At 40.6% G+C, this 26,091-nt stretch carries 23 protein-coding genes; 9 read left to right on the plus strand and 14 right to left on the minus strand.

The features are described from left to right. Positions 1-165: 165 nt before the first annotated feature. Complete coding sequence (locus DMP02_RS02445; protein ID WP_126322502.1) at positions 166-1,827, plus strand: AMP-binding protein; 1,662 nt, start codon at positions 166-168, stop codon at positions 1,825-1,827. A gap of 221 nt (positions 1,828-2,048) precedes the next feature. On the opposite strand, the gene DMP02_RS02450 is transcribed toward DMP02_RS02445, so the two are convergent. The 6 genes from DMP02_RS02450 to DMP02_RS02475 all read right to left on the minus strand — a co-directional run bounded on the left by DMP02_RS02450 (position 2,049) and on the right by DMP02_RS02475 (position 11,229). After that, positions 2,049-3,467 (minus strand): ATP-binding protein, encoded by a 1,419-nt coding sequence (locus DMP02_RS02450; RefSeq protein ID WP_126322503.1) that lies wholly within the window; start codon positions 3,465-3,467, stop codon positions 2,049-2,051. Continuing rightward, a complete protein-coding gene (locus DMP02_RS02455) occupies positions 3,467-4,138 on the minus strand; it encodes a response regulator (RefSeq protein WP_126322504.1) in 672 nt (223 codons plus the stop codon). The genes DMP02_RS02450 and DMP02_RS02455 overlap by 1 nt, the downstream gene beginning before the upstream one ends. A gap of 277 nt (positions 4,139-4,415) precedes the next feature. Beyond that, positions 4,416-6,437: an NAD-dependent DNA ligase LigA gene (gene ligA / locus DMP02_RS02460; protein WP_126322505.1), complete on the minus strand. Its 2,022-nt coding sequence runs from the start codon at positions 6,435-6,437 to the stop codon at positions 4,416-4,418. Continuing rightward, entirely contained in the window at positions 6,430-7,092 is a 663-nt protein-coding gene (zipA, locus tag DMP02_RS02465) for a cell division protein ZipA (protein ID WP_126322506.1), read from the minus strand. Before zipA ends, ligA begins: the two co-directional genes overlap by 8 nt. Before the next feature lie 159 nt (positions 7,093-7,251). Continuing rightward, entirely contained in the window at positions 7,252-10,782 is a 3,531-nt protein-coding gene (gene smc, locus DMP02_RS02470) for a chromosome segregation protein SMC (protein ID WP_126322507.1), read from the minus strand. Positions 10,783-10,935: 153 nt separating this feature from the next. Then, positions 10,936-11,229: a glycine zipper 2TM domain-containing protein gene (locus tag DMP02_RS02475; RefSeq protein ID WP_126322508.1), complete on the minus strand. Its 294-nt coding sequence runs from the start codon at positions 11,227-11,229 to the stop codon at positions 10,936-10,938. Positions 11,230-11,389: 160 nt separating this feature from the next. Here DMP02_RS02475 and dut point away from each other — a divergent pair, with 160 nt between their 5' ends. Further along, entirely contained in the window at positions 11,390-11,845 is a 456-nt protein-coding gene (gene dut, locus DMP02_RS02480; RefSeq protein ID WP_126322509.1) for a dUTP diphosphatase, read from the plus strand. 37 nt (positions 11,846-11,882) lie between these two features. On the opposite strand, the gene DMP02_RS02485 is transcribed toward dut, so the two are convergent. Next, positions 11,883-12,800 carry a hypothetical protein gene (locus DMP02_RS02485; RefSeq protein WP_126322510.1) on the minus strand — a complete coding sequence of 306 codons (918 nt, stop codon included), beginning with the start codon at positions 12,798-12,800 and terminating at the stop codon, positions 11,883-11,885. A gap of 255 nt (positions 12,801-13,055) precedes the next feature. Here DMP02_RS02485 and DMP02_RS02490 point away from each other — a divergent pair, with 255 nt between their 5' ends. Further along, entirely contained in the window at positions 13,056-13,847 is a 792-nt protein-coding gene (locus DMP02_RS02490; protein WP_126322511.1) for a hypothetical protein, read from the plus strand. On the opposite strand, the gene DMP02_RS02495 is transcribed toward DMP02_RS02490, so the two are convergent. The 7 genes from DMP02_RS02495 to gatC all read right to left on the minus strand — a co-directional run bounded on the left by DMP02_RS02495 (position 13,828) and on the right by gatC (position 21,125). After that, the gene (locus tag DMP02_RS02495; protein WP_232019601.1) at positions 13,828-14,811 is read right to left on the minus strand and encodes an HlyC/CorC family transporter; all 984 of its coding nucleotides are present in this window, start codon (positions 14,809-14,811) and stop codon (positions 13,828-13,830) included. The genes DMP02_RS02490 and DMP02_RS02495 overlap by 20 nt on opposite strands. Next, entirely contained in the window at positions 14,792-15,265 is a 474-nt protein-coding gene (gene ybeY, locus DMP02_RS02500) for an rRNA maturation RNase YbeY (protein ID WP_126322512.1), read from the minus strand. Before ybeY ends, DMP02_RS02495 begins: the two co-directional genes overlap by 20 nt. Further along, the gene (locus DMP02_RS02505) at positions 15,231-16,202 is read right to left on the minus strand and encodes a PhoH family protein (protein ID WP_126322513.1); all 972 of its coding nucleotides are present in this window, start codon (positions 16,200-16,202) and stop codon (positions 15,231-15,233) included. The genes ybeY and DMP02_RS02505 overlap by 35 nt, the downstream gene beginning before the upstream one ends. Continuing rightward, the gene (gene miaB, locus DMP02_RS02510) at positions 16,199-17,527 is read right to left on the minus strand and encodes a tRNA (N6-isopentenyl adenosine(37)-C2)-methylthiotransferase MiaB (protein ID WP_126322514.1); all 1,329 of its coding nucleotides are present in this window, start codon (positions 17,525-17,527) and stop codon (positions 16,199-16,201) included. The genes DMP02_RS02505 and miaB overlap by 4 nt, the downstream gene beginning before the upstream one ends. A gap of 223 nt (positions 17,528-17,750) precedes the next feature. Next, on the minus strand, positions 17,751-19,202 hold the full coding sequence (gene gatB, locus DMP02_RS02515) for an Asp-tRNA(Asn)/Glu-tRNA(Gln) amidotransferase subunit GatB (protein ID WP_126323486.1): 1,452 nt from the start codon (positions 19,200-19,202) through the stop codon (positions 17,751-17,753). A 164-nt stretch (positions 19,203-19,366) separates the two neighbouring features. After that, complete coding sequence (gatA, locus tag DMP02_RS02520; RefSeq protein ID WP_126322515.1) at positions 19,367-20,821, minus strand: Asp-tRNA(Asn)/Glu-tRNA(Gln) amidotransferase subunit GatA; 1,455 nt, start codon at positions 20,819-20,821, stop codon at positions 19,367-19,369. A 16-nt stretch (positions 20,822-20,837) separates the two neighbouring features. Beyond that, on the minus strand, positions 20,838-21,125 hold the full coding sequence (gene gatC / locus DMP02_RS02525; protein WP_126322516.1) for an Asp-tRNA(Asn)/Glu-tRNA(Gln) amidotransferase subunit GatC: 288 nt from the start codon (positions 21,123-21,125) through the stop codon (positions 20,838-20,840). A 131-nt stretch (positions 21,126-21,256) separates the two neighbouring features. Between gatC and DMP02_RS02530 the strand changes: the two genes are divergently transcribed. The 6 genes from DMP02_RS02530 to DMP02_RS02555 all read left to right on the plus strand — a co-directional run bounded on the left by DMP02_RS02530 (position 21,257) and on the right by DMP02_RS02555 (position 26,020). After that, on the plus strand, positions 21,257-22,297 hold the full coding sequence (locus DMP02_RS02530) for a rod shape-determining protein (protein WP_126322517.1): 1,041 nt from the start codon (positions 21,257-21,259) through the stop codon (positions 22,295-22,297). Positions 22,298-22,315: 18 nt separating this feature from the next. After that, positions 22,316-23,179, plus strand: a complete 864-nt coding sequence (gene mreC, locus DMP02_RS02535; RefSeq protein ID WP_126322518.1) for a rod shape-determining protein MreC — start codon at positions 22,316-22,318, stop codon at positions 23,177-23,179. A gap of 130 nt (positions 23,180-23,309) precedes the next feature. Beyond that, the gene (mreD, locus tag DMP02_RS02540; RefSeq protein WP_126322519.1) at positions 23,310-23,795 is read left to right on the plus strand and encodes a rod shape-determining protein MreD; all 486 of its coding nucleotides are present in this window, start codon (positions 23,310-23,312) and stop codon (positions 23,793-23,795) included. A 503-nt stretch (positions 23,796-24,298) separates the two neighbouring features. After that, complete coding sequence (locus DMP02_RS02545; protein WP_126322520.1) at positions 24,299-24,544, plus strand: hypothetical protein; 246 nt, start codon at positions 24,299-24,301, stop codon at positions 24,542-24,544. 1 nt (position 24,545) lies between these two features. Beyond that, a complete protein-coding gene (locus DMP02_RS02550) occupies positions 24,546-24,752 on the plus strand; it encodes a hypothetical protein (protein WP_126322521.1) in 207 nt (68 codons plus the stop codon). 155 nt (positions 24,753-24,907) lie between these two features. Further along, complete coding sequence (locus DMP02_RS02555; protein WP_126322522.1) at positions 24,908-26,020, plus strand: glycosyltransferase family 9 protein; 1,113 nt, start codon at positions 24,908-24,910, stop codon at positions 26,018-26,020. Positions 26,021-26,091 lie beyond the last annotated feature (71 nt).

The raw sequence follows: 26,091 nt of genomic DNA on the forward strand, positions 1-26,091 counted from the left end.
TTGCTAATATACTTTTTGCACTTGAATTTTCGATTGTCTCGTGGCATTTGCTGAAAATCCCACTGCTGTAAGTATACATTCAGAGTAAGAGATAGATAAGTATTATATACTAAAAAGAGGACAGTGATTTTGCTTAACTTGCGTTAACCGCCAATGGACTAAATAATGGAAAAGATTTGGTTAAATCGTTATCAGCAACAAGTACCTTCTGAAATTGATCCTGATATTTATCCTTCACTTAATGCCTTATTTACCGATTCATGTCAAAAATTTAAAAACTTACCGGCATTGAATTTTTTTAATACGTCTATTAGCTATCAAAAATGGGCCATGTTAAGCGAGCAGTTGGCAGCGTATTTACAAAAACAATTAAATTTAAAAAAAGGTGGGAGGGTGGCGTTGATGCTGCCTAATTGCCCGCAGTATATGGTTTGTGTTTTTGCGGTGCTACAAGCTGGGTTGACGGTTGTTAATGTCAATCCACTGTATACCCCTTCAGAATTGATTCAACAAATTAAACATTCACAAGCAGAAACTATTGTTATTCTCGAAAATTTTTTACCCAAACTATCGCAAGGCTTAAAAGAGACGCATGTCAAACATGTGATTAGTAGTGAGTTAGGCGATCTATTGCCTTGGTGGCGTTCATGGGTTATTAGTTGGTTTGTGCGACGAACCATAAAAAATAGTCCAAAAGCAAAGAGTCATTTTCCAACGATTAAATTTTCGCGATGTTTAAAAGAAGCTAATAACTTGCATTACCAGCCACCTTCACTGCAAAACCAGGATATTGCGTTTTTACAATATACAGGCGGCACAACAGGTACACCAAAAGCCGCTATGTTAACGCATCGTAATATGCTCGCGAATATTGAACAATTAACCGCATGGGTAAGGCCTATTTTAAAAGAAGGTTCAGAAACAATGATTACAGCATTACCGCTGTATCATATTTTTTCATTAATGGTGAATGGTTTAATGGGTTTACGTTTAGGCGCGACGAATGTACTCATTCCTGATGCAAGAAATATCCGACAATTAATAAGTGTATTAGGAAAGCAGCATTTTAGTGTATTGCTGGGGGTGAATACCTTATTTAGGGCACTTTTAAAGAAACCTGCTTTTTCACAATTAGATTTTAGTTCCTTAAAAATTGCATTAGGTGGTGGTGCGCCACTACAGGATGTTGTAAAAAAACGTTGGAAAGAAGTCACTGGGAAATTATTACTGGAAGGTTATGGTTTGACAGAAGCATCACCTGTGGTTTGTGCACCGCCCTGGGATTTGGTTACGGCAGGTAATCATGTGGGTTTGCCTTTACCTTCTACGGATATTCGTTTGTGCGATACACAAGAACGGGAAGTACCTTTAGGAGAAGTAGGGGAATTATGTGTTAAAGGTCCTCAAGTAATGAAGGCATATTGGACAGCCGGTGTAGAAGAGACTATTCCTATTTTTGATAGTGAAGGGTGGTTGTTAACTGGCGATTTAGCCAGGCTAGATCAACAAGGCTTCGTTTTTATCGTGGGTCGTAAGAAAGAGTTAATTCTGGTTTCGGGTTTTAACGTTTATCCGGGAGAAATAGAAGAGGTTATTCAAAAAAATTCTAAGGTCAGTGAAGCAGCTGTTCTGGGTATTCCTTCTGAAAGCACAGGCGAGGCCGTTAAAGCATTCGTAGTACGCAGGGATAATACGTTAACGGTAGAAGAGTTATTAAGTTATTGTCGTCAATACCTTAGCGCTTATAAGGTGCCTACACAAATTTCTTTTCTTGATTATCTTCCAAAATCATCATTGGGTAAGATATTAAAAAAACAATTAAAATAAAAGTTTTACTGGATTGCCGCGCTCCGCACCTATCTTCACAGAAAGTATGTCATCGTATCAGTTATTTCTGTTACTCAATATTTTAAGATAGGTGCCGGGCTCGCAATGACGAAATTAAAAGAACCTCCGTCATGGCGAGCGAATGAAATGAGCGTGGCCATCTAGGTTACTGTATTTTCTAGAGTGCCGCAGGCATGCGGCACTCGCCATGGCGAAAGTATTTAATTTTTATCCCTCGGGAATCGCACTTCTACTTTAAGTCCTGTTTCTGTTGCAGGTTGATCTAAGTGAATGGAACCATGATGGAGTTTGGCAATTTGCTCTACAATCGCAAGACCCAAGCCGCTACCCTGTGCATTGTTGCCTAATACGCGGAAAAAACGTTCAAATACACGTGAGCGTAATTTTTCAGGAATTCCTGGACCATTGTCTATCACATGTAGATGTATGGCATGAGGGAGATTCAAAATAACGACTTTGACCATACCGCCGTGTGGTGTATAGCGTATCGCATTATCAACCAGATTGCGGATGAGAACATGTAAGCCAGTCGCGTTCCCTAATAATTTGTATTCAGAATCTGTCGCAACCAGCTCAATTTCAATTTGTTTTAAAATCGCTTGAGGCGCTAATTGTGCAACAGCTTCAGCCGCTATACGTGCTAGGTTAATCTGAGTGAAGTGCTCAGGCATGATGGTTTCAGGGCTTAAACGGCATAGGGTGAGTAATTGCTGTATGACATGCGTGCAACGATCAACGCCAGCAATCACCTGTTTTAAATGCGTATAGCATTCTTGTGGATCGGCTGCTTTAAGGGCGAGTTGCGCTTGGGTTTTCAGTGCGGCGAGTGGCGTGTGCAGTTCATGCGCTGCATCCGCGGCAAAGCGTTGTTCGCGCTCAAAGGCTTGTTGCAGACGTGAAAAAAGTTTATTGAGTTCATCGGCTAAAGGACTAATCTCTATAGGTATTTCATTGAGATTAACCGGTTCAAGATGATCCGCAGCACGTTCAGCAAGCTCTTTAGCAAAAAAGCGAATACTTTTTAAACTACTGCCAATAATAAGCCAGATAAAAAGTCCAGATAAGGGATAAACGAGTAATGTGAGATAAGCATCATCGATGAGCATGTGGCGAATCAAGGTATAACGCGACGTATGTTTTTCCCCAATTGCAAGGATTAAACCTTGTTGATGATCATAAATAGTAAAGGTGCGCCATTTATTTCCAGCAATGATTTTATTGCTAAGTCCAGGTTTTCCAATTAAAGGAATAGTAGGGGCTTGAGGTGAATTGAGTAGTAGTTTGCCATCACTATCCCATAATTGAAATTTATAACGATTATTTTCTTTGATGATTTCATCTAGTTTAAACTTATCTTCTTCAATAAGCGCTTTTTTCAGGGAAGGATGCGCGTTTAATTGCGATTGAATAGCTTGAAGTTTAGCAGGTATTGCTAAGTCTGGCGTATGCATAATCGTCTTGATTAACGAACCCGTCTCTACTAATGAACTATCTAAAGTTTCATTGATGGCTTGGTTATCAATATAATAATTACCGAGTGCGGTAATGATAATCATAGCGATGACAGTCGTAACCAGATTAAATAATAAAAATCGCCTAATGGATAGGATGGTGTACATTAATTATTTTCCTTTTCCGCCATATAACCTACGCCACGAATAGTACGTATAAAATTAATGCCCGCTAATTTTTTTCGTATATTATGTACATGCACTTCAAGTGTATTACTGTCGATTTCATCGTCCCAGCCATACAGACATTGATTGAGTGAGTCGCGAGAAATGACATGGCCTGCATTTTCTAATAATTTTTGTAGTAAGCTAAATTCTCGGCGAGAGAGGTTGATGGCTTGTCCTTTGGCTGTGACAGAGAATGAGCTGGGATCGAGTTGAATATCGCGGTACGTTAAAACAGATACGGCTCGATTACTGGAAAAACGGCGTTGCAAAGCACGGATTCTTGCCGATAATTCATCAAGATCAAAAGGCTTGGTTAAGTAATCATCTGCACCACCGTCTAGGCCTTTTATTCTATCTTCCACCGCATGGCGAGCAGTTAGGATCAGAACAGGCGTGGTTATTCCGGCTGCGCGCATTTCACTTAAAACGGATAAGCCTGCTAAACCCGGTAGATTTAAGTCGAGTAAGATAACATCAAAGCTTTCTGCCTTAATAAAGCTTAGGGCTGTTTTTCCATCCTTTAGCCAATCGACTGTATAACCATAGTGTTTGAGCCCTTTATAAATGCCATCCCCTAAGGACTCATCATCTTCAACTAAAAGAATGCGCATGCTTTCCTCTTTTTATTATTATTTCTAGTACAATGCTTTTGTAGTGTAGACTGGCCAAAAATGTTTAAAAAATCGGTTGATCCTGGGGTTTATACCTTCTGGATTTGACGAAAATTACATAAAGACTAAAAATACTTACATAAGCTTGATAAATTACCACGATATTTCCATATAAAAATAGGTATAAATCCCTATTTTTGAAAGAGGTCTAATAAACTGTATAAGCCATTAAATGTCAATACGGTTTCTGTGAAAAAGCTAAGTCAGTGGCCTAGCCTTAAAGGCTTCTTAATAAGGTTTGAAGCTCTGCTTCTGTTAAACAAGTAACCCCTAATTTTTTAGCCTGACTGAATTTTGAGCCGGGATCCTTGCCTACGACCACATAATTTGTTTTTTTGCTGACACTACTACTGACTTTTGCGCCTTGTTCTTGAAGTTGATGGGTGGCTTCTTCACGGCTTAAATCATTTAAACTGCCGGTTAAGACAAAGGTTTTTCCTGCCAGTGGTGTTTGTTTTTTATTTAAGGTGGGTTTGGGCCAATGGATACCCGCCGCCAAGAGACGTTGAATGATTTCTTTATTGTGTGTTTGGGTGAAGAATTTCTTGATATGCGTCGCAACGATGGGGCCAATATCAGAAATGGATTGAAGATACGTTTCATCCGTCTGCATTAAGGGTTGGAGTTGTTGAAAGTGTTGAGCGAGATTTAAAGCCGTAGAAATACCGACATCACGTATGCCTAGGGCATATAGAAAACGGGAAAAACTCGTATTTTTACTGGCTGCAATGGCACGACAGAGCTTGGCCGCTGATTTTTCGCCCAAGCGTTCTAAACCAGCTAATTGAATGGTGGTGAGAGTATATACATCGGCTACATCCTTAATCAGCGATTTTTCTACAAGTTGATCAACGATTTTATTACCCAGACCTTCGATATTCATGGCTTTGCGTGAAGCAAAATGCTTAATAGCTTCTTTAAGTTGTGCAGGGCAATATAAACCACCATTACAGCGTGCTACGGATTCAGAGGCTAATTTAGTAACTTCTGAACCACAGGCGGGGCAGTTTTTGGGTAGCTGTATCCGGTGTGTGTGTTGGGGACGTTTTTCTTTAATAACACGAACGACCTCTGGAATGACATCCCCAGCACGGCGTACAACAATGGTATCGCCTACGCGTATATCTTTGCGATTCACTTCATCGATATTGTGTAATGTGGCGTTACTCACGGTCGCACCGCCGACAAAGACCGGTTCTAAGCGTGCGACAGGAGTTAGGGCACCCGTACGCCCTACTTGAAACTCAATCGCTAAAACGCGGCTTAATTCTTCTTGTGCGGGGAATTTATGTGCCAGTGCCCAACGGGGTGCTCGGGATATAAATCCCAAGCGTTGCTGTAATGCCAATGCATTGACTTTATAAACGACACCATCAATTTCATAGGGCAGTTGGGGCCGTTGTGCACCCATTTTGTGGTAGTAGTCTAAACAAGCTTCGATGCCTTGTGCACGTTGCGTTTGTGGGCAGCAAGGCAGGCCCCATTGTTCGAATTGTTGTAAAATAGCAGTATGTTTATCGGCTAATTGACCTTTTTTAACGGCACCGACACTGTGAGTAAAAAAAGCTAAGGCACGTTGTGCGGTTATTTTCGGATCCAATTGACGTAGGCTGCCTGCTGCCGCGTTACGCGGATTAACAAAGGTTTTTTCACCGGCTTGTTGTAATTTTTGATTGAGTTGCTGAAAAGCTTTTTTAGGCATATAAACTTCGCCACGTACTTCCAAGGTATCGGGATAATCCGATCCGCGTAATTGTAATGGGATACTTAAAATAGTTCGGCTATTTAAGGTGATATCTTCACCGATATTTCCATCACCACGTGTGGCTGCACGGATTAATTTTCCATGTTGATACGTTAAACTAACCGCGATGCCATCCAGTTTAGGTTCACATGCATATTCAATTGCTTTGTCACACCCCAGTCTATCCTGAATGCGTTTATTAAAAGCTAAAACTTCTTGATCAGAAAAAGCATTGTCCAGTGAAAGCATGGGCATTGCATGCTCAATTTGATTAAAACTGGTTAAAGGTGTTGCGCCTATGCGTTGGGTGGGTGAATCTTGTGTAATAAGTTCGGGATGTTGTTTCTCGAGTGTTTGTAATTCGCGAAAAAGTTTATCAAAGGAGACATCGCTGATCTGTGGATCATCGAGGATATGGTAACGGTAATTATGTTCATTGATTTTTTTTTTAAGTGCGGTGATTTTTTTTATAAGCGCGGGTGATGGTTTAGGCATAACTATAGAGTTTTGAACGATAATGCGTTAATACGTAATCAGTGAGTGGTTGACGTTGTCCGTCACACAGCTGGCCACCTAAATCTTGAATAAGTAGTTGTGCCGTCTCTAGCATTAATTCAAAGTTAGCCAGCGCATTTTTATCTTTAAGTGACATAAATAAACATAATCCCGGGGCTAGGATCTCAGCAATGTGTGTCAGATCAAACGTACCCGGCTCAACCGCCGAAGCCAGACTAAATAAGCGCGCGCTTTTTTCATTTTGATCTTCATAGTAATGGAAGATGTTCATAGCACCATAGTAAAATCCAGCGCTACTCAGTGTTTGTACTAATTCATAGCCTGCATAAGGTCTTTCTTCGGCGGCGAGTAAATGCAGAATGATAAGCGATTCTGTTCCATTTGCACTAGTTTCTTTTATATTGATTTCACTCATGGATTTATCAAGTATGGACGCTTCTTCCTCTTCTCTACTTGAATAATGTGGTATTGTTTTATAGAGGTTTTTAGAAGGCATTGTTGATAGTATTTTATCGTCGTCTTCGTCTTCTTTTTTGCTACGGAAATCGCCATATTGCCAAATAACAAGAATTAACCCGAGAAACCCAAGAAAAACAATACCGGGTAGAATGATTAGTAAATAATCGATATCCATATTCTACATTCTCCAAAAGATCTCAGTTTCGTCATTGCGATTGCCACGCACTACGCGCTCGCAATGACGGAAGACGCGCGGCAATCTAAAATATCGTAACCTGGATGGCCACGCTCATTGCATTCGCTCGCCATGACGCTGTTTTTTTAAATTCTAGGCTTAAGCAGATGCAATGGCTATCGCTTTTTCAATATCTACCGTGACTAAGCGCGATACGCCGGGTTCATGCATCGTAACGCCGGCTAAATGTTGTGCCATTTCAATAGCGACTTTATTATGGCTAATAAAGATAAATTGTACATCGGTAGCCATTTCTTTTACCAATTTACAAAATCTAAGCACATTGGTGTCATCGAGCGGCGCATCTACTTCATCCAACATACAAAAAGGTGCTGGATTAAGTTGGAAAAATGAAAATACTAAAGCGGTTGCAGTCAGTGCTTTTTCTCCACCCGATAATAATTGGATGCTGCTATTACGCTTTCCAGGTGGTTGAGCCATGATGCAAATGCCGCTACTCAATAAATCAGGATCTTGAAGTTGTAGTGATGCTTCGCCACCAGAAAATAAACGCGGAAATAAGTCTTTAAAGTTCTGGTTAATTTTATCAAATGTTTCTTTAAACCGACTGCGTGTTTCCTTGTCCATTTTTTGGATCGCGGTTTTTAAGGTTTCTAAGGCTTGCTCTAGATCCTGGTGTTGTGCATCTAAATAGATTTTTCGTTCTGAAACCGATTGGTGTTCTTCTAAGGCGGCTAGATTAACCGCACCAATTTGTTCAATACGCTGTGTTATTTCGCTAAGCTGTGTCTCATAGCTTGAAATATCGGCTTCATCCGGTAATTCTTTTAGCAGTGTTTCTACTTCATAGGCTTGTTCGTGTAGCTGTTCTTCCAGTGTTTTAGCACGTACGCGTAGTTCTTGGCACTGCAGACGTCGCTGTTCTAGATCATCACGATCCAGACTAAGATCTGTCTCTAAAGTTTGTGTCTGTTGTTCCTTGTGCTTCAAACGTTGCTCAATGTCTTGAAGGGTTGCTTGGCTTTGTTTGAGCTTATTTGCCAGTGTATAGCGTTGATCGTTTAGAGAATCCAGTTGCTGTTTTATCGCGTGTAAAGGACTTTCTGCGCCTGCTAGCGTTTGTTGCAGATGAGAAACCCGTTCTTTTAGCTGTGTTTGTTGCTGCTGTAAGCGTGCAATCGTTTCTTCTAGGGTTTTAAATTGATGTTCTGCCGTTTGTTTACGTAGTTCGAGTTGATGGCGTTGGCTTTCATCTGCTTTGGCTTTTTGTGTCGCATCGCTTAATTTTTTTTGTAGTTGGGTTTTGTTTTCAAGTAAAGCTTCACGTTGTGGCTGTACTTCATCAAGCTGTGCTTGTGTGCTTATTTGCTCCTGTCTGATTTGCTGCCATTTTATTTCCATTTTATCGCATTGGGCTTTATTTTCTTGCAGTTCTTGCTGAATGCGTTGTAGGCGTTGTTTTGCCTGCGACAACCGAGCTTCTTTGATTTGATGGCGTGCTTTTAAATCCGCGTGACCGGACAGCAATTCACTTAATTGTTTTTGTTTTTCTATTAATTTTTCTTCTAGCGCTTTAAGCTGTTTTTGTTTAGTCGTGTAATCAGCTTGTTGTGTATCAATTTGTGTTTGGATAGCGTGCTGTTCTTTTTGTAAGGTGTTTATTTCACGCTCACGTTGTAGGAGTCCTGTCTGGACCGTGTTGTTGTTACTTAAACTAAGCCAATGATTACCTAAGCAAACACCCTCACGGGTAATAATCGATTCATAGCCTTTTAATTGTTTGCTGTGCGTCAGTGCTTCCGATAGTGTTTCTGCGACATAAACGCCGGCTAATAAGTTATCAAGTGGCCAAGGCGCGGTTAATTTTGTACTTAGTCGCGGCAGAGGTAGTTGTGATTCAAATTGCAATGAGGTGTGTTCACACGGCGTAGATTTTGCCATTAAGCTAACCGAGCTATCAGGCAGTGATTGATTAAAAAAGTCATCTAAGGAATCGCGATCGGTGAGACAAACCGCTTGTATATGCTGATTTAACGCGACTTCTACGGCACGTTCCCAGCCGGTTTCAACTTGCACTAATTGTGCAAGACGAGGATGTTCACTTAAGTTATGTTTTTTTAGCCAGCCCAGCAATGATTCTTCGCGTTGTCCCAACGCTTCTTGTTGCAATGCCATTAAAGAAGCGGTATGTCCCTGGTTTTTTTGCAGTTGGCTTTTACAATGATCTAATTCTTTAGCTAATTGCTGCAACGCCATGCGTTGTGCATTAATTTGTTGGGCGGTTTGTGTTTGCTCTAATTGAGCGCTGGCTTGTTTTTGCTGGGATTCTGTTAATGCGACCGTGAGATCGGCCATATCGTTATCGTTGCCTAGAATTTGATTCTGTTCCATTTGTTCTTGTTCTAATCGCTCAATGCGTTTTTTTAACATTGCCGATTGCTGTTGATAGTGTTGATGCTGCGTTTGTGCGACACGATTTTGCTGGGTTAATTGGGCAGCATGTGCTTGAAATTCTTCCCATTGTAACTGGCAATTTTTTAAGTCCAATTCGCTTTGTTTTAAGGCAGTTTGACTTTGTTCGGTGGTTTCTTGAGTGCTAGCCCATTCTTCATGTAAAATTGCTATCTCTTGATTCAAGCGGTTTTGTAGCGCTTGGTTTTCTTGAGATTGTTGCTCTAAGAAAATATTTTTTTGGCGAAGCTCACTTTCTTCCTGCTGATTTTGTTTAAATTGAGCGGTTTGGCTACGTAGTTTTTCTTCTAAACGCGTTATTTCATTGCCTAATTCATAATAACGGTTTTGCAACGTATCACAACCTGTTCTTATTATATTTTGCTGATCGCGATCATGGCTTAACTCTTTTAGCAGCGTTTGTTGTTGACCCTGTGTTTCATTAAGCTGTGCTTCGGTTTCAGCAATAGTGATTAACTGAGATTGCAATTGATTATTCAGTGTTCGATAGCGTAATGCTTGAAGATGGGCTTTGAGTAAGCGTTCTTCTTCTTTAAAGTTTTTATAACGTTCCGCCGCATTGGCTTGGCGTTGTAAATGTTTAGCTTGTTTAGCGAGTTCTTCTCTTAGATCATTTAATCGATTTAGATTTTCTTGCGTATGTTCTAGCCGGTTTTCCGTTTCGCGGCGTCGTTCTTTATATTTAGAAATTCCCGCCGCTTCTTCTATATAGGCACGTAATTCATCGGGCTTTGCTTCTACTACCCGCGAAATCATACCTTGTTCGATGATGGCATAGCTTCTGGGACCTAGGCCAGTACCTAGAAAGATATCCCGTATATCGCGACGTCTACAACGTGATCCATTGAGATAGTAGATGGATTGGCCTTCACGGGTGATTTCACGTCGTATAGAAATTTGTGCATAACTACTATATTGGCCACCTAGGCCGCCATCGGAGTTATCAAAGTTGAGCTCAATGGCGGCTTGGCCCAGGGGTTTACGTGTGGTACAGCCATTGAAGATGACATCGTCTAGAGATTGACCGCGTAGTTGTTTCGCAGAGCTTTCACCCATAACCCAGCGAATGGCATCGATAATATTCGATTTTCCACAGCCATTGGGTCCTACAATTGCTGTTAGATTGCTAGGAAAGGCGAGGGTAGTTGGGTCAACAAACGACTTGAATCCCGCTAATTTGATACTTTCTAAACGCATAGTAAGCCAAATAGTGATTTTAAGCTTCGAAGTATAGCATTTTCAGTAAATTCAGCGATATGGTTGTCAAGAGGAGGGGGAAGGGAATGGAGTGATATCGTTCAGACATACGCTGAGATAGCGTATGCCTGAACTACATCGAATCCTTTTAGATTATCTAACAGGATAATATCTACCATCTTGACCGCGATAGTAACGTACTTGTTGTTGGCTGTTGTTTCCTGTGCCGCGACCTAATGAGCTACCTGCAACAGCACCAATACCTGCACCAGCGATGGTAGCAACGGTTCGACCTGTACCGCCACCGATAGCGTTACCTAAAAGACCACCTACTGCAGCACCACCTAATCCACCGGCAACAGCGCGTTGGTCAGGAGACATACTGTCACAAGCTGTTAACCCAACGAGGGCAACGCCGATCAATAGAAAAGAATTGAATTTTTTCATGATTTATTCTCCACGAAGAAAAAATGACTGTATTGCTATTCACTGTCTATATAAGAAAAGTATAGTAGGGGTAGGGGTATTTGCCAGATAAAGCGTATATACCGCTTGTAAATGTGTATAATCTGGCAGGCAAAACGAGGGTCTAAAAGAAGGAAACTGCATGAAAAATATACAGCTTAAAATTCTGGATGCGCGCTTAGGACAAGATTTTCCGCTACCTGCGTATGCCACGGATGGGTCGGCAGGCCTTGATTTACGAGCCTGCCTGGCCGCAACAGTTCAATTATTGCCCAATCAGGTAGAATTGATTCCTACTGGATTAGCTATGCATATTGCACAGCCAGATATGGCTGCGGTTATTTTGCCACGCTCAGGGTTAGGGCATAAAAATGGCATTGTATTAGGTAATTTGATCGGCCTAATCGATTCGGACTATCAGGGTGAGTTAAAGATTTCTTGCTGGAATCGAGGTAAAGATAGCTTTGCTATTCAACCCGGGGATCGCATTGCCCAGCTGGTCTTTGTTCCTATCGTAAGAACGCAGTTTGATGTAGTCCCTGAGTTTATTGAAAGTGAGCGTGGGCAAGGCGGATTTGGGCATTCAGGGGTACAATAAAGAGAAGCATACAAATATTTGTATGCTTCGTTTTGATTTATGGACATTGGTTTGTTTGGCGTTTTGTAGCTTGTTTAATAGGTAAACGTTTAGATTTTTTGCATTTAAAGAAACCACAATCCCTATTAGTTTGCACTATATCTTTAACTAATCGTTTTTTCCGGGTTACAGGTGGTTGTTTCGGAGGGATGTCAGATTTATTTTCTATCGTATTTAATTCTTTTTCTTTTTTTAATAAAGGGTTCATAGAAAGAAGGACATTATAGGTTTTAAATGATTCATAAATAGTGGCGCCTATATTATCAAGTGTATTTAATATTTTTTCATCACATAATATACGCATGTCGACATTAGATAAGCATTCTCTTTCCGCTTTTAAATACCTAAGGCTTGTTTCATAGGCGTTTAGTACACTTAAGCAAGTTGGGTAAAACTCCTCTGGATTTGGATCGGTTGGATTTAGCGCCATACTATTCCAATCTAAAGTGGCTAAGTGATTAAAAGCTTCGGCAAGGATATTAAATATCAAGGGTTGTATATGATCTTCAGGTATTTGATAGATTGCTAGTCGTATTTTATTGGTTTGAATATAGTGGTTATGTTTGATGAGCTCCTTTATTAACTGGATTAGGGAATTTTTTTCTTTGTCAAAAAAAGGATTATTTTTATCCTGCTTATGGGCATAGGGTTTGTTAGCCAGTATTTTTTTTAATTTAACAAAATTTTCTATACAAGTAATTCTTTCGTTTAATATAATTTTTAATTCTTTATTTTCTTTGTATAAATTAATGTTTTGCTTTATATTTTTTATGTAGGTATCTAATAGTGGTTTGATTATTTTTTTATTATATATTTCTTCGGGTGTTCTGGTTAAAATGATTTCTTCCGTGGGTAATACGACATTATTCCAATTTTTAGCTATTTTTTTTGTAAGATAATTTTTGTTTTTATGCATATTTTTTATGTAAGATGATTTAAGTTTTTTAATTTACAGTCGATTTTTTCTACGTGGAGCGGAAAAATTATGATAACACAGTGCAGTTAATATTTTTTTAAAGCTCAGGTAGTAACGTTAATATTGCCAACGAGAAATAGCGGTATAATTTTTTAAAATTTGTTTGGTATTGTTGGAATAAAAACAGTCTTAAGGCTTACTTAAGGATTTGTCAGTACGATGGATAATACCCATTTTTGACAGATAAAATTGATAATGGTTCATCAAAGTTTAGATAGTTATTTGTCGTCTCCATCAGGCGAGGAAGACGTAAATAACAGAATGCTAGCCGCGGAAGAAGCAATCGCAAGGTTTGAGCAAGAACATAGCAGAGCGATGTATCAGGCATTTGTAGAGAGAGTGCCAGTTGAGCATCAATTGACGAATGAAACGTTCGACAAACACTCTTTTTGTGAGGAAGAAGAGGATGCTTTGCCAGAACCACCTTATCTTGCTTTCAAAATAGCATTCGTAGAGGCGCGTTATGATTTAAAGTGTGCAGAGCAGACCTTAAAATCTTTAAGGGATAGCTATCGTAAAGAAAAAAGTCTTGAGTTGGCGGCCAATGCGAAGGGCAAAGGTGATGAGGCTTATAAGCGATTTGTTGGGTATAGAGAAAAGGAATTCTATCCAGCGCTTCAATATTATAAGGACGCTCGAAAAGCCTATTTTAAAGCTTTTATAGCTAGACAATTTAATTGGTTAAAGCATTTTGTGCATACCATTAAAGAAATCTGCGTACGGTTTATTATAAAACCTATAAAAAACAGCTGGAAATCTTTTAACAGGCCGGTATATTTTGTATCTGAGGTTTCATATGATAGAGAAACCGCTTGTATTGTAGAAGAAAAGCAGAATGATAAACAAGAACAGCTTTTTAAAACGCTGCATTCTACCTTAGAAAAAATGCAGAACGGCGTAGAAAACAAAAAAGAAACCACAGAAGAGGCAAAACCAGTGCCTGAAATTGAAATCGTTGCTGACGGTATTAGGTATCGACAGCGTTAGTGACTTGCAATAAACGGATTTGACGATTATCAGCACGCAATACTTTAAAATGTAAAGGTGCTAGCGTAATGCTAGCCCCACGTTTGGGTAGGTAACCAAAACGGTTAGCGATAAACCCACCAATGGTATCGAATTGCTCGGTGGTAAAATCAGAAGAAAAATAGTGATTAAAGGCTTCAATAGGCATGAGTGCTTTGACTAAAAATTGATGTTCGGTTTGTTTTTGAACAAAAACTTCTTCATTATCGTCATATTCATCTTCTATTTCGCCCACAATTTCTTCGAGCACATCTTCAATGGTGACGAGTCCTGAAACGGCGCCATATTCGTCTACCACAATCGCCATGTGATAGTGCTTATGTTGAAATTCTTCGAGTAAGCTATCTAAGCGTTTACTTTCGGGTATAAACACTGCAGGACGTATGATATCGCGAATATTAAAGTTATCTTGATGTGCACTCTGGGCACTTGAATCTTCGGCTGTGTTGCCGCTCAACTTGCCATCCTCATGTATTTTAATACCCTCCGGTGGCTTCGTTTTCGCGGCGCCTTGCCGAAAATCCAATTGCTGTGAGTGCACTAGAGGATTATATTTAAGTAAATCTTTTGCAAGTAATAACCCAATGACTTCTTTATTACTGTTGCCAATCACTGGGAAACGAGAGTGGCCTGAATCTATCACAATCGGTAAAAGTTCAGGTAGGGAGGTGGTATCTGAGATAACGGTTATTTTAGCGCGTGGAATCATGATGTCGCGTACGTGACGATCCGATATTTGTAATACACCTTCTATCATTTTTAGCGCTTGTGCATCCAGTAGTTTACGTTGTTTGGAGGTGCGTAGCTGCTGGACTAATTGTTCCCTATTTCGAGGTCCACGGGATAATAGTTGATTAAACCGCTTTAACAAAGACTGACGATTTTTTTTTCTTTGTCGTTTATCGTCAGAGATAGGGGTTTGCATAGCCTAGTTCCTGTAATAATTGAATTTCAAGGGTTTCCATTTTAGTGGCATCTTTTTCATTCTCATGATCGTAACCGATTAAATGTAGACAGCCATGAATCACTAAATGTGCCCAATGCGCTAGACGCGTTTTTTTCTGCTGTTTGGCTTCTTGATTAACAAGACCTGCATAAATCACTAAATCGCCTAATAAGGGTGAATAAACCTCAGGTGGTGGTTCAAAAGGAAAAGATAATATATTAGTCGGTCCTTTTTTATGACGAAAAGCTTCATTGAGATCCGTACTTTCTTTTCTATCCACTAATCGAATGGTAATTTCTGATAAGCGTGTGCGATTAATCAATGCTTTATTGACCCAACGCTGAAAATAATAGCGATTAGGAATAAAAGATCGGCGCGTCATATCTTGTATAGCGATTTTAATCTGCTTTTTTTTGATTTTCGTATTGGGCATAAGCATGTAATATGGCTTGTACAAGAGAATGTCTGACAATGTCGGGCGAATCAAACTCAGTAAAGCTAATACCCTTGATACCTTGTAAAATAGCTAATGAGTGGCCTAGGCCGGATTTTACACCGCGTGGTAAATCAGTTTGTGTAATGTCGCCATTAATGACGACTTTAGAGTTAAAGCCTATACGTGTTAAAAACATTTTCATTTGTTCTTTTGTTGTATTTTGTGCTTCATCTAAGATAATAAAAGCATCATTGAGTGTACGGCCTCGCATATAAGCTAATGCAACGACTTCAATAATATGTTGTTCTACGCATTGCAGTACTTGTTCAAATCCTAACATCTCATTGAGTGCATCATAGAGAGGCCGGAAATAAGGATCAAGTTTTTGTGAAAAATCGCCAGGTAAAAAGCCTAATTTTTCGCCTGCTTCTACAGCGGGTCGTACCAGAATAATACGACTGACTTTTTCTTTTTCTAAGGCGGCAACGGCTAAGTAAGTTTTTCCTGTTCCGGCGGGTCCTAATCCGAAACTAATATCATGGCTTAAAATATTTTTTAGATAGCGTGCTTGATTAGGGCTGCACGATTTAATTATTCCGCGTCTTGTTTGTATGCTGACCTCAGCCGTTGAATTTGTTTCTTGGGGTGCAGAGCTGCCTGTTTGTAGGGTTTGCAAGGCTAAGTGAATATTATTAGGCGTTAACGTGGTTTTACCCTGTGTTTCTTCATACAGATGATGTAAAACTTTAGCAGCTACTTCAACAGATGGCATAGGCCCATTAATTTGAAAGTCGTGACCACGATTGTAAATACTAACATTTAGCTGCTGTTCAATTTGACGTAAGTGCTGGTCAAAAGGTCCACAAAGATTTGCTAAGCGATGATTATCTTCGGGGCTAAGTTGAAAACTGTAAGGCTCTGGTTGAGTATTCAAGCGATTACTAATTCTCCGCGTAAAGAGTTTTTCAAGACCTCCGTAATCGTGACCGGAACAATGTGTCCTATTAAGCGTGTATTACCCTTAAAGTTCACGACACGGTTATTTTCTGTACGTCCTTGTAGGACATCGTCGTTTTTCTTAGAAGGTCCATCTACCAGTATTTGTTCTACCTTGCCAAGCATTTTTTCACTAATAGCCCTTCCTTGAAATACTAGGAGATTTTGCAGAATCTGTAAACGTTGCTTCTTGATTTCTGGGGGTACATTATCAGGGAGCTCGGCAGCGGGTGTGCCTGGGCGACGGCTATAAATGAAACTGAAGGAGTGATCAATACCCACTGATTCAACTAAATTGAGCGTGGCTCTAAAATCATCTTCTGTTTCTCCGGGGAAGCCAATGATAAAGTCGGAAGAAATACTAATATCAGGTCGTACTTTGCGTAATTTGCGCATTTTGGACTTAAATTCTAATGCGGTATAGCCTCGTTTCATAGCCGCTAAAATGCGATCTGAGCCACTTTGTACCGGTAGGTGTAAATGGTTGGCTAGCTTAGGGATATCGGCATAGGCTTGAATTAATCGCTCAGAAAAGGCTAATGGATGTGAGGTAGTAAATCGAATACGATTAATACCGTCCAAAGCGGCTATATAGCGGATCAGATCCGCCAAATCAGCCAGTCCACCTTCATGACGTGGACCTTGGTAATCATTCACATTTTGACCTAATAAAGTAATTTCACGTACACCTTGTTCGCTTAGTGCCACGACTTCTGCCAAAACATCGTCTAAAGGACGGCTAATTTCTTCACCGCGTGTGTAGGGAACCACGCAAAAACTACAATATTTATTACAGCCTTCCATGATAGAGACAAAAGCGCGCACGCCTTCTGCACGCGGCGCTGGTAAGTGGTCAAATTTTTCGATTTCCGGAAAAGATATATCCACGATAGGGCGTTTTTGCTCTAAAACATGGTTAATCAGTTGGGGTAGGCGGTGTAGTGTTTGTGGGCCAAACACGATATCTACGTACGGTGCGCGTTGACGAATGCCTGCACCTTCTTGACTCGCGACACAGCCACCCACACCGATAATTACGTGTGGATGACGGTTTTTTATTTTACGAAATTGACCGACTTGAGAAAATACTTTTTCTTCCGCTTTTTCACGAATAGAACAGCTGTTTAACAACAGCACATCGGCTTCACTGGGATCTTTGGTCAGTGTTAAACCATGAGAATGATGCAACAGGTTGGCCATACTGTCAGAATCATATTCATTCATCTGGCAGCCGTGGGTTTCTATGTAGAGTTTTTTTAACATAATTTTTTTAATAATGTATTACAAAGTCGTTATTGTTACCACAGCGTTGTCGTCCCGCGGCCGCCGTCCTCTGGCTTGACCAGGGGCTTGACCGCTTGCCCAAGGACGTCGTCCCGCGGCTTGACCGCGGGATCCAGTTGTAAGTTATGTTTCTTTGTAAAGTTTTGTGCAAATATTTTTTCTCTCATGGATCCTGGCGTTCGCCAGGGCGACGGAAAATGGTCTATTGATCGAGCTTTTGTTTAAGTAGTGCATTAAGTTGTTGCGGATTTAATTTCCCGCCCGATGCTTTCATTACTTGGCCGACGAAGAAGCCATACAGCTTATCTCGGCCAGCACGATAATCGCTAAGTTGTTGCGGATGTGCAGCTAACACTTCATCGATAATTTTAGCAATCGCTGTTTGATCGGTGACTTGGCGTAATCCTTGTTCTTGAATAATATCGTCAGTTGTTTTTTTGCTTTCCCATAACATCGGAAAAATGTCTTTCGCAATTTTGCTGGAAATAGTGTTATCCGCAATACGTTTTAATAAGCCAGCTAATCGCTCTGCTGATAAAGGAGACTCGCTAATGTTTAAGTTATCCTTGTTTAATGCGGCAGAAAGTTCACCCATAACCCAATTAGCGGCTAGTTTCGCAGGAAGGCTTTGTTGCGCGACACGTTCAAAGTAATCGGCTAATTCACGGCTACTGGTGAGTAAGCTGGCATCATAGGCGCTGAGTTCATAGGCTTCTTGAAAGCGTTGGGTTTTTTTATGCGGTAATTCAGGTAATTTTTGACGCAGGGCGTCTATAAAATCAGTGCTTAATACCACGGGACATAAATCGGGATCAGCAAAATAGCGATAGTCGTTCGCATTTTCTTTACTACGCATGGTGCGTGTTTCTTGCTTATCAGAGTCATATAGACGCGTTTCTTGTTGTATAGCGCCGCCATTTTCTAACACCTGAATTTGTCTGTCGATTTCATATTGAATGGCTTTTTCAACAAAACGAAATGAATTCAAATTCTTAATTTCTACACGTGTGCCTAAGGGGCCATTTTCTCTGCGTACCGAGACATTAGCATCGCAACGAAAGGAACCTTCTTGTAAATTCCCATCACAAATTTCTAAATAGCGTACCAAGGTGTGCAATGTTTTGAGATAGGCAACGGCTTCTTTGGGTGACGCTAAATCGGGTTCTGAAACGATTTCTAATAAAGGCACGCCAGCACGATTAAGATCGATGCCGCTCAGGTCTTCTAACCCTTCGTGTATAGATTTACCCGCATCTTCTTCTAAATGTGCACGGGTAATACGAACCAATTTATGTTCACCATTCTCTAACTCAATCGTTAATTGCCCGTTTCCTACAATAGGATGTTCGTGTTGGCTAATTTGATAGCCTTTAGGCAAGTCAGGATAAAAATAATTTTTTCGCGCAAAAACGGAATAGGAAGGAATATCGGCTTCAATACTTAAGCCAAATTTAACCGCCATATTAACCGCTTCCGCATTGAGTACGGGAAGTACGCCGGGTAAGGCTAAATCAATAGGGCAGGCCTGTGTATTGGGATCCGAACCATAGGCGGTGGCAGCGCCTGAAAAAAGTTTCGATTGAGTGGCTAATTGTGCATGCACTTCCAGCCCGATAGTGGGTATCCATGCCCCCGCATTTTTTTTCTCAGCCATACTCTTCGCACTTGAATTTTCGGCTGTGTTCCCGCTCGGTTCGCAATCCTCATGTATGTTATATACACGGCGGTTGCTCTCCTTCGCGGCGCCTTGCCGAAAATCCCATTGCTGTGAGTATGTTTTCAAGGATTCTAGGCTATTTTTATAGTCAGCGGAAGTCATTATTTAAAATTCTCCGGTAGTTCTTTGTGCCAATCAGTGATTTGTTGGTAACGATGCGCAACATTGAGTAGTTTTGCTTCTGTAAAAGCGGGGCTAATCAGCTGCATGCCCACCGGAAGCCCATCGTTAAAACCGGCTGGAATGGATACAGCGGGTAAACCGGCCAGATTAACGGCAATGGTGTAGATGTCAGAAAGATACATGCTGACAGGATCTTTGGTTTTTTCACCTAATTTAAAGGCGGTGCTGGGCGTGGTAGGCCCGATTAAAATATCTACTTGTTTAAAGGCTTGTGCAAAGTCTTGAATCATCAGTGCGCGGATTTTTTGTGCTTTTATATAGTAAGCATCGTAGTAACCAGCCGATAAAACATACGTGCCCATTAAAATACGTCGTTTTACTTCATCGCCAAAACCTTCGGCACGTGTTCGCTCATATAAATCGCGCAGATCTTTGGGGTTATTGCAACGGTAACCGTAACGTATGCCATCGTAACGCGCTAAATTGGAAGAGCATTCAGCGGAAGCAATGATGTAATAAAGCGGAATAACAAGATGACAGTTTGGTAAACTGACGGCATGGATGCTTGCACCTAAACTTTCGTAGTGTTTAATGGCCTTTTTTATACAGGCCGCTATTTTGGGGTCCAGATCAGCAGAAAAATATTCTTTAGGTAAGCCAATTTTTAAACCTTCTAAAGAATCGTTCAGTGACTGCGTATAATCGGGCACCGGTTCGTCCATGCTAGTGGAATCTTTTTTGTCAAAACCTGCCATCACATTCATTAATAAGGCAGCATCTTCAGCTGTTTGTGTCATCGGGCCGGCTTGATCAAGACTAGATGCAAAAGCGATAAGACCATAACGCGAGACACGCCCGTAAGTGGGTTTTAAGCCCGTAAGATTGCAAAGAGCAGCCGGTTGTCGAATAGAGCCACCCGTGTCGGTGCCCGTTGCAGCGGGTGTGAGTCTAGCCGCGACAGCCGCACTCGATCCGCCAGAGGAACCACCCGGCACACGCGCAAGATCCCAGGGATTTTTTACACTACCATAAAAACTGGTTTCATTGGATGAGCCCATCGCGAATTCATCCATGTTAGTTTTTCCGAGTAAAACAGTGCCTGCTTGCTTGAAGGCAGTGACTAAGCTGGCATCATAAGGCGCAATGAAATTATCGAGCATTTGAGAGGCACAGCTTGTTTTAATACCATCCGTACAGAAAATATCTTTGTGTGCAATGGGAATGCCCGTTAAGGGGCCTGCGGTGCCTTTACTATAGCGTTCATCAGCATGATCTGCTTGTTGTAAGGCTTGCTCAGCCGTGACAGTAATAAAACTGTTTAACGCTGGATCATATTGTTTAATACGGGCAAGAAAATGCTCGGTAAGCTCTCTACTCGATATTTTTTTATTTTTCAGAGCAATCGATAACTCAGTGAGTGTCGCTGTATGCATGTGATTAATCTCGTCGTTATTCTATAACTGGGGGTACGCAATAAAGGCCTGATTGAACTTGTTCGGTGAGCTGCTGTAAGCGATCCCGTTGGTTAGTTTCAGTGACTTCATCACTGCGTAAACATTGCGGTACGTCAAAGCAATGTGCAACAGCTTGAATCGATTCGGTTGCAACCGTTTCCATTTGGTTGGCTAACTTAAGAATTCCTTGTAGATTTTCCAAGTAATGGGCGGCTTCTTCTGCATTAATTTTCAAGCTGGCTAATTTAGCTACTTTATTTACATCATCGAGTGTTATCGTCATTTTAATTAAGTTGCTATAAAAAAGTGCATATTATACTCCCATACTTGCATAAAATCTCCCCTATTTGCTAAAGTGCTACAGCGCACACTATATTGTGTAGTTAGACGCTTCTAGAGATAGGTACCCACTTTATGTTAAGCAAATTCCGCGGATTATTTTCTAAAGACATTTCCATTGATCTAGGTACAGCAAATTCCTTGATTTATGTGCGTGGCGAGGGGATTGTGCTGAATGAGCCTTCCGTCGTTGCGATTCGAATGGAGGAGGGTAATCAACGCTCTGTACTGGCGGTGGGTTGGGAAGCTAAACGCATGTTAGGCCGTACGCCAGGCAATATTAATGCTATTCGCCCGTTAAAAGACGGGGTTATTGCCGATTTCTTCGTGACAGAGAAGATGCTTCAGCATTTTATTCATAAAGTGCACCAAAATCGTTTTTTACGTCCTGCTCCCCGTATTTTGATTTGTGTTCCTTGTGGTTCAACACAAGTAGAGCGGCGAGCCATCCGGGAGTCAGCCTTAGGGGCGGGTGCAAGGGAAGTGTATTTAATTGAAGAGCCAATGGCCGCGGCTATCGGCGCTGGAATGCCCGTAGATGAAGCACGTGGTTCTTTGGTAGTTGATATCGGTGGGGGAACAACAGAAGTCGCCGTGATTTCTTTAGGCGGCGTGGTGTACGCGCAATCGGTACGCATTGGCGGCGATCGATTTGATGAAGCGATTGTTAATTATGTGCGACGTACGTACGGTAGTTTAATTGGTGAACCCACAGCAGAAAGAATTAAACACGAAATTGGTACCGCTTTTGCATTACCTGAACTACGCGAAATGGAAATACGCGGACGAAATATTTCAGAAGGTGTTCCTAGGGCGTTTGTGTTGACGAGCAATGAAATTTTAGAGGCATTACAAGAACCACTCTCCAATATTATCGGTGCGATTCGTACCGGCTTAGAACAGACACCGCCCGAGTTAGCGGCTGATATTTCCGAACGTGGCATGGTATTAACGGGAGGAGGTGCTTTACTACGAAACCTCGATCGCTTAATTACTGAAGAAACAGGCATGCCAGTTGTTGTTGCTGAAGATCCTTTAACCTGTGTTGCGCGGGGTGGTGGGCGTGCACTAGAAATTATTGATGAAATGGGCGGTGGCTTTTTAGTCAAAGACTAATAGGAATTTGCCATTAAGCTGTTATTTAATCAAGGAAGAACCCCATTATGGTTACGTTTGGGGTTCTTTATTGTTTTATCGATATTATTACTGTTATTAGATTATCACCATTATCTTCCTTCGCTGCGTCGTGTATTAAATAATGCCGCCGCCCCTCTACAATATGTCATTGATGCGCCGCTGCGCTTCTTGAATAAAGTGGATCAAAGTGTCACCACGCAAAGCGTATTACGCACAGATAATATAAAATTACAGTCACAACAATTATTTCTTGAAGCAAAATTACAACGCTTTGATGCTTTAGAAAGTGAAAATAGGCAATTAAATCAATTATTATCCGCCTCTGAGCATCTCAAAAAACAACGCATCGAATTAGCGCGATTATTGTTAGTGAATGCGGATCCATTATTGAATGAAGTGCTGCTCGATAAAGGACAAAACGATGGTGTTTACATAGGGCAACCGGTGATTGATGCCGATGGTATTATGGGCCAAGTGATTAGTGTGGATTTATTAACCAGTCGTGTATTGTTACTAACCGATTTTCGCAGTGCTATTCCTGTGCAAGATGTACGTAGCGATGCCAGGGGTATTTTAGTCGGTAGAGGACGCTTAGCTAAATTAACACTGAGAGATACGCCAGGTACGGTGGATATCAAAGTGAATGATCTTTTAGTGACCTCCGGTTTAGGTGGGCATTATCCACCGGGTTATCCTGTCGGTCTGGTGAGTTCGGTTAATATGAATGTGGCTGCACAATTTGCCAGTATACAAGTGACGCCGAGCGCACAATTAAATCGTAATAGACCGGTGTTGTTGATTTGGCCTGATAAATCCTCAGGTACTGCCACAAAAGTAGTTTCGCCACATTCCAAAAAATAGCTATACTCTTAACAATTGAATTATTGGCTGTTTTGCCACTCAACTCGCAATCCTCATGTATCATGTATACACTTCGGTTGCTCATTTTCGCGGCGCCGTGCCAAAAATCCAATTGCAGTGAGTATATTTTATGAAACCGCTTTACTTCTCTACGTATCTGCTGCTTATTTTGAGTTTTGTTTTTGCAGTCATGTTAAATATTGTTCCTTTAACACCAACACTAGCATTAATTTATCCCTTATGGTTACCGCTGATTTTAATTTATTGGGTCATGGTTTTACCTGAACATATTCATTTGACCTTAGCTTGGAGTTTGGGGTTAATTATTGATGTACTACATGGCAGTTATTTGGGCGAACACAGTCTTGCATTATGCGTCATTACCTTTTTGGCTTATCGTTTTCACTTGCAATTTCGTATGTTCCCTCTCATGCAACAAATGCTATTTGTTTTTATGTTATTGCTTATTTATGTCGGCTTGCTTGCTTGGATTCAATCGCTTCTTAAGGTAACGATTCAACTTCGTTGGCTATGGGTTTCTTTAATTGTCAGTGCATTTATGTGGCCAGTTTTACAAAAACTATTAAGAATAAACCCCATCGATATGCGGTATTAAAGACTAACTATTCATTTCTTTCTTGTATCCTTTAAAGCACATTTCTTTAAAAATTTTATTTAACAATGCGGTGTGTAACTGTTGTATAAGTTGTGAGGAAACTCTTGAAAACTTGTGAATAATGCAATCTTTTGCTAAAGTGGTTATACGTGTTTGTATAAAACAATGTAAGTAAAATCACACTCACAATATATAGTTATCATAAAAAAAATAAACACTACATTTAGTGGTTGGCACTAGTGTAAGTTCAAATTTATGCATTGAAACCTTTCTAAAATATAAATTAGCCGAGTACAGAAAGGAACTGATTACTTAGTTAAGCGTCATATCTGATTCTTGAAAATAAAAAAATATACATAAACAAGTAACAGGGATTGTGTTGTTAAAACTAAAACAACTCTCTAAGCCAGATAATTATAATTGCAGATCATGGAACACGTTAGGCAGATCTGAAAATGGCAATTTTATACACAATCTGAAGAAAATGGTTCCAAGGGGGTATTATGTTTGGTAAAGAAAGTAATAAGCGAAGTCACTCTACGCATTCGGGAAGTGCAACATTTAAGCAGCGTATTGCACCTAAAATAGCCGCGCATATTCAAGAACCGATTGTTGTACGCATTACAGGGGAAGATACCTGCTTAAATGCATGGCTAATCGAAAACTTAAGAACTATTTCTCCACTTCATATCACATTGTCAGCTAGAGGTGCACAGAGGCCTGGCAAATGCTACCGAAAAAGGGCGTAATATGAGTAAAGTAACGATTACACTGAAAGATGGTACAAGTTTTGAACATGATTTTGCTTGTAACCATCCGTATGCGGAAATGTTTCAAATTATTCGTGAGATTATTGGAATAGATTCGCGTGTTAAATGGTTTAAAGATTTAAAAGACGAATTTTATAATATACAATGTTTTGGCGATGTGCGAGTAGATATCTCAAAAGATAAATAGTTTCATTGTTTTCATTTTTTCCACAAATGCTTAAAGCTATTATCGTCATTGCGAGTGCAAAGCACGCGGCAATCCAGTAACAAAAGTTTAAATGTTGCCTGGATGGCCACAGCCGGAACAAAGTTCCGGCCTCGCCATGATGTGTGTTTATTTGTATGAACAAGATTTTGTCAGGAAGACTTCTCATTATTTGCACGCGCCGAATTGGCGATGTGTTGTTGGTAACGCCTTTAATTCGAACATTTAAGCGTCATTGGCCCGATGCGCAAATTGATGTATTAGTATTCCAGGGTACAGAATCTATTTTGGCTAATAATAAGGATATACACACGATTATTTCTATAGAAGAACGTCCCTGTTTTTCTTCTTATTGTCGTTTAATAAAAAAGATTTTCCGTGCTTATGACCTTTCAATTTCTACCTTACCGAATGATAAATCAACACTATATGCTTTTTTTGCCGCGCGTTATCGCGTGGGTATGCTCAGTGATGATAAAAGCCGATGGTGGAAATCACGTTTGCTTTCTAAGGCAGTCAAATTTGATAATTTATCAACCCATACGGTAGTGATGAATTTACGTTTAGCAGAAGTTCTGCAATTAACGCCTTTTCCTGAGATAGTGTTAGCTTGGAATGCAAAAGATGTCGCGCAGGTTGCAAACTATGTTGACATAGCCGATAAAAAAATGGCTGTGTTGCATGTTATGCCTAAATTTTCTTATAAAGAATGGGTACAGCAAGGGTGGTTACAGCTAGCGAATTGTTTACAGATGCATGGTTATACCGTGATTTTTAGCGGAGATAATAGCCAACAAGAAAAAAAAATAGTCAGCGAGATACTTGCACACCTAAAAGCTAATGCTATTAATTTGGTGGGGTGTCTAAGCTTAAGTCAGTTGGCATTTTTACTGCAGCATAGTCAACTTTATATTGGTCCTGATACCGTCGTGACGCATATGGCAGCGGCTTTAGGTATACCGACGATAGCCTTATTTGGGCCCACTAATCCGGTGAAATGGGGGCCATGGCCAAAAGCATGGAATTCACTGAGCAATCCGTTTGTTTATAAAGGATCTCAACAAAAAAATAATGTGTATTTAATTCAAGGTGAGGGTGGTTCCTGTGTGCCTTGTTTTCAAGAAGGGTGTGAGCGGCATATAAAAAGTCGAAGTCGTTGTTTAGAAAATTTAACGGCACACCAAGTCATTGCTGTTATTCAACAGCTAACAGATACGGTGCGGGAGCCTGTCGAAGTTTACTTACCGTAAAAATTTTATAAAAAACGCTGGGTTTTGGTGTAACTCTGGTGTATTCTTTTTTTCATCTTTACCTAGCATTT

Origin of the sequence: Candidatus Rickettsiella viridis (assembly GCF_003966755.1) — a bacterium.
Classification (GTDB): Bacteria; Pseudomonadota; Gammaproteobacteria; order Diplorickettsiales; family Diplorickettsiaceae; genus Rickettsiella_B; species Rickettsiella_B viridis.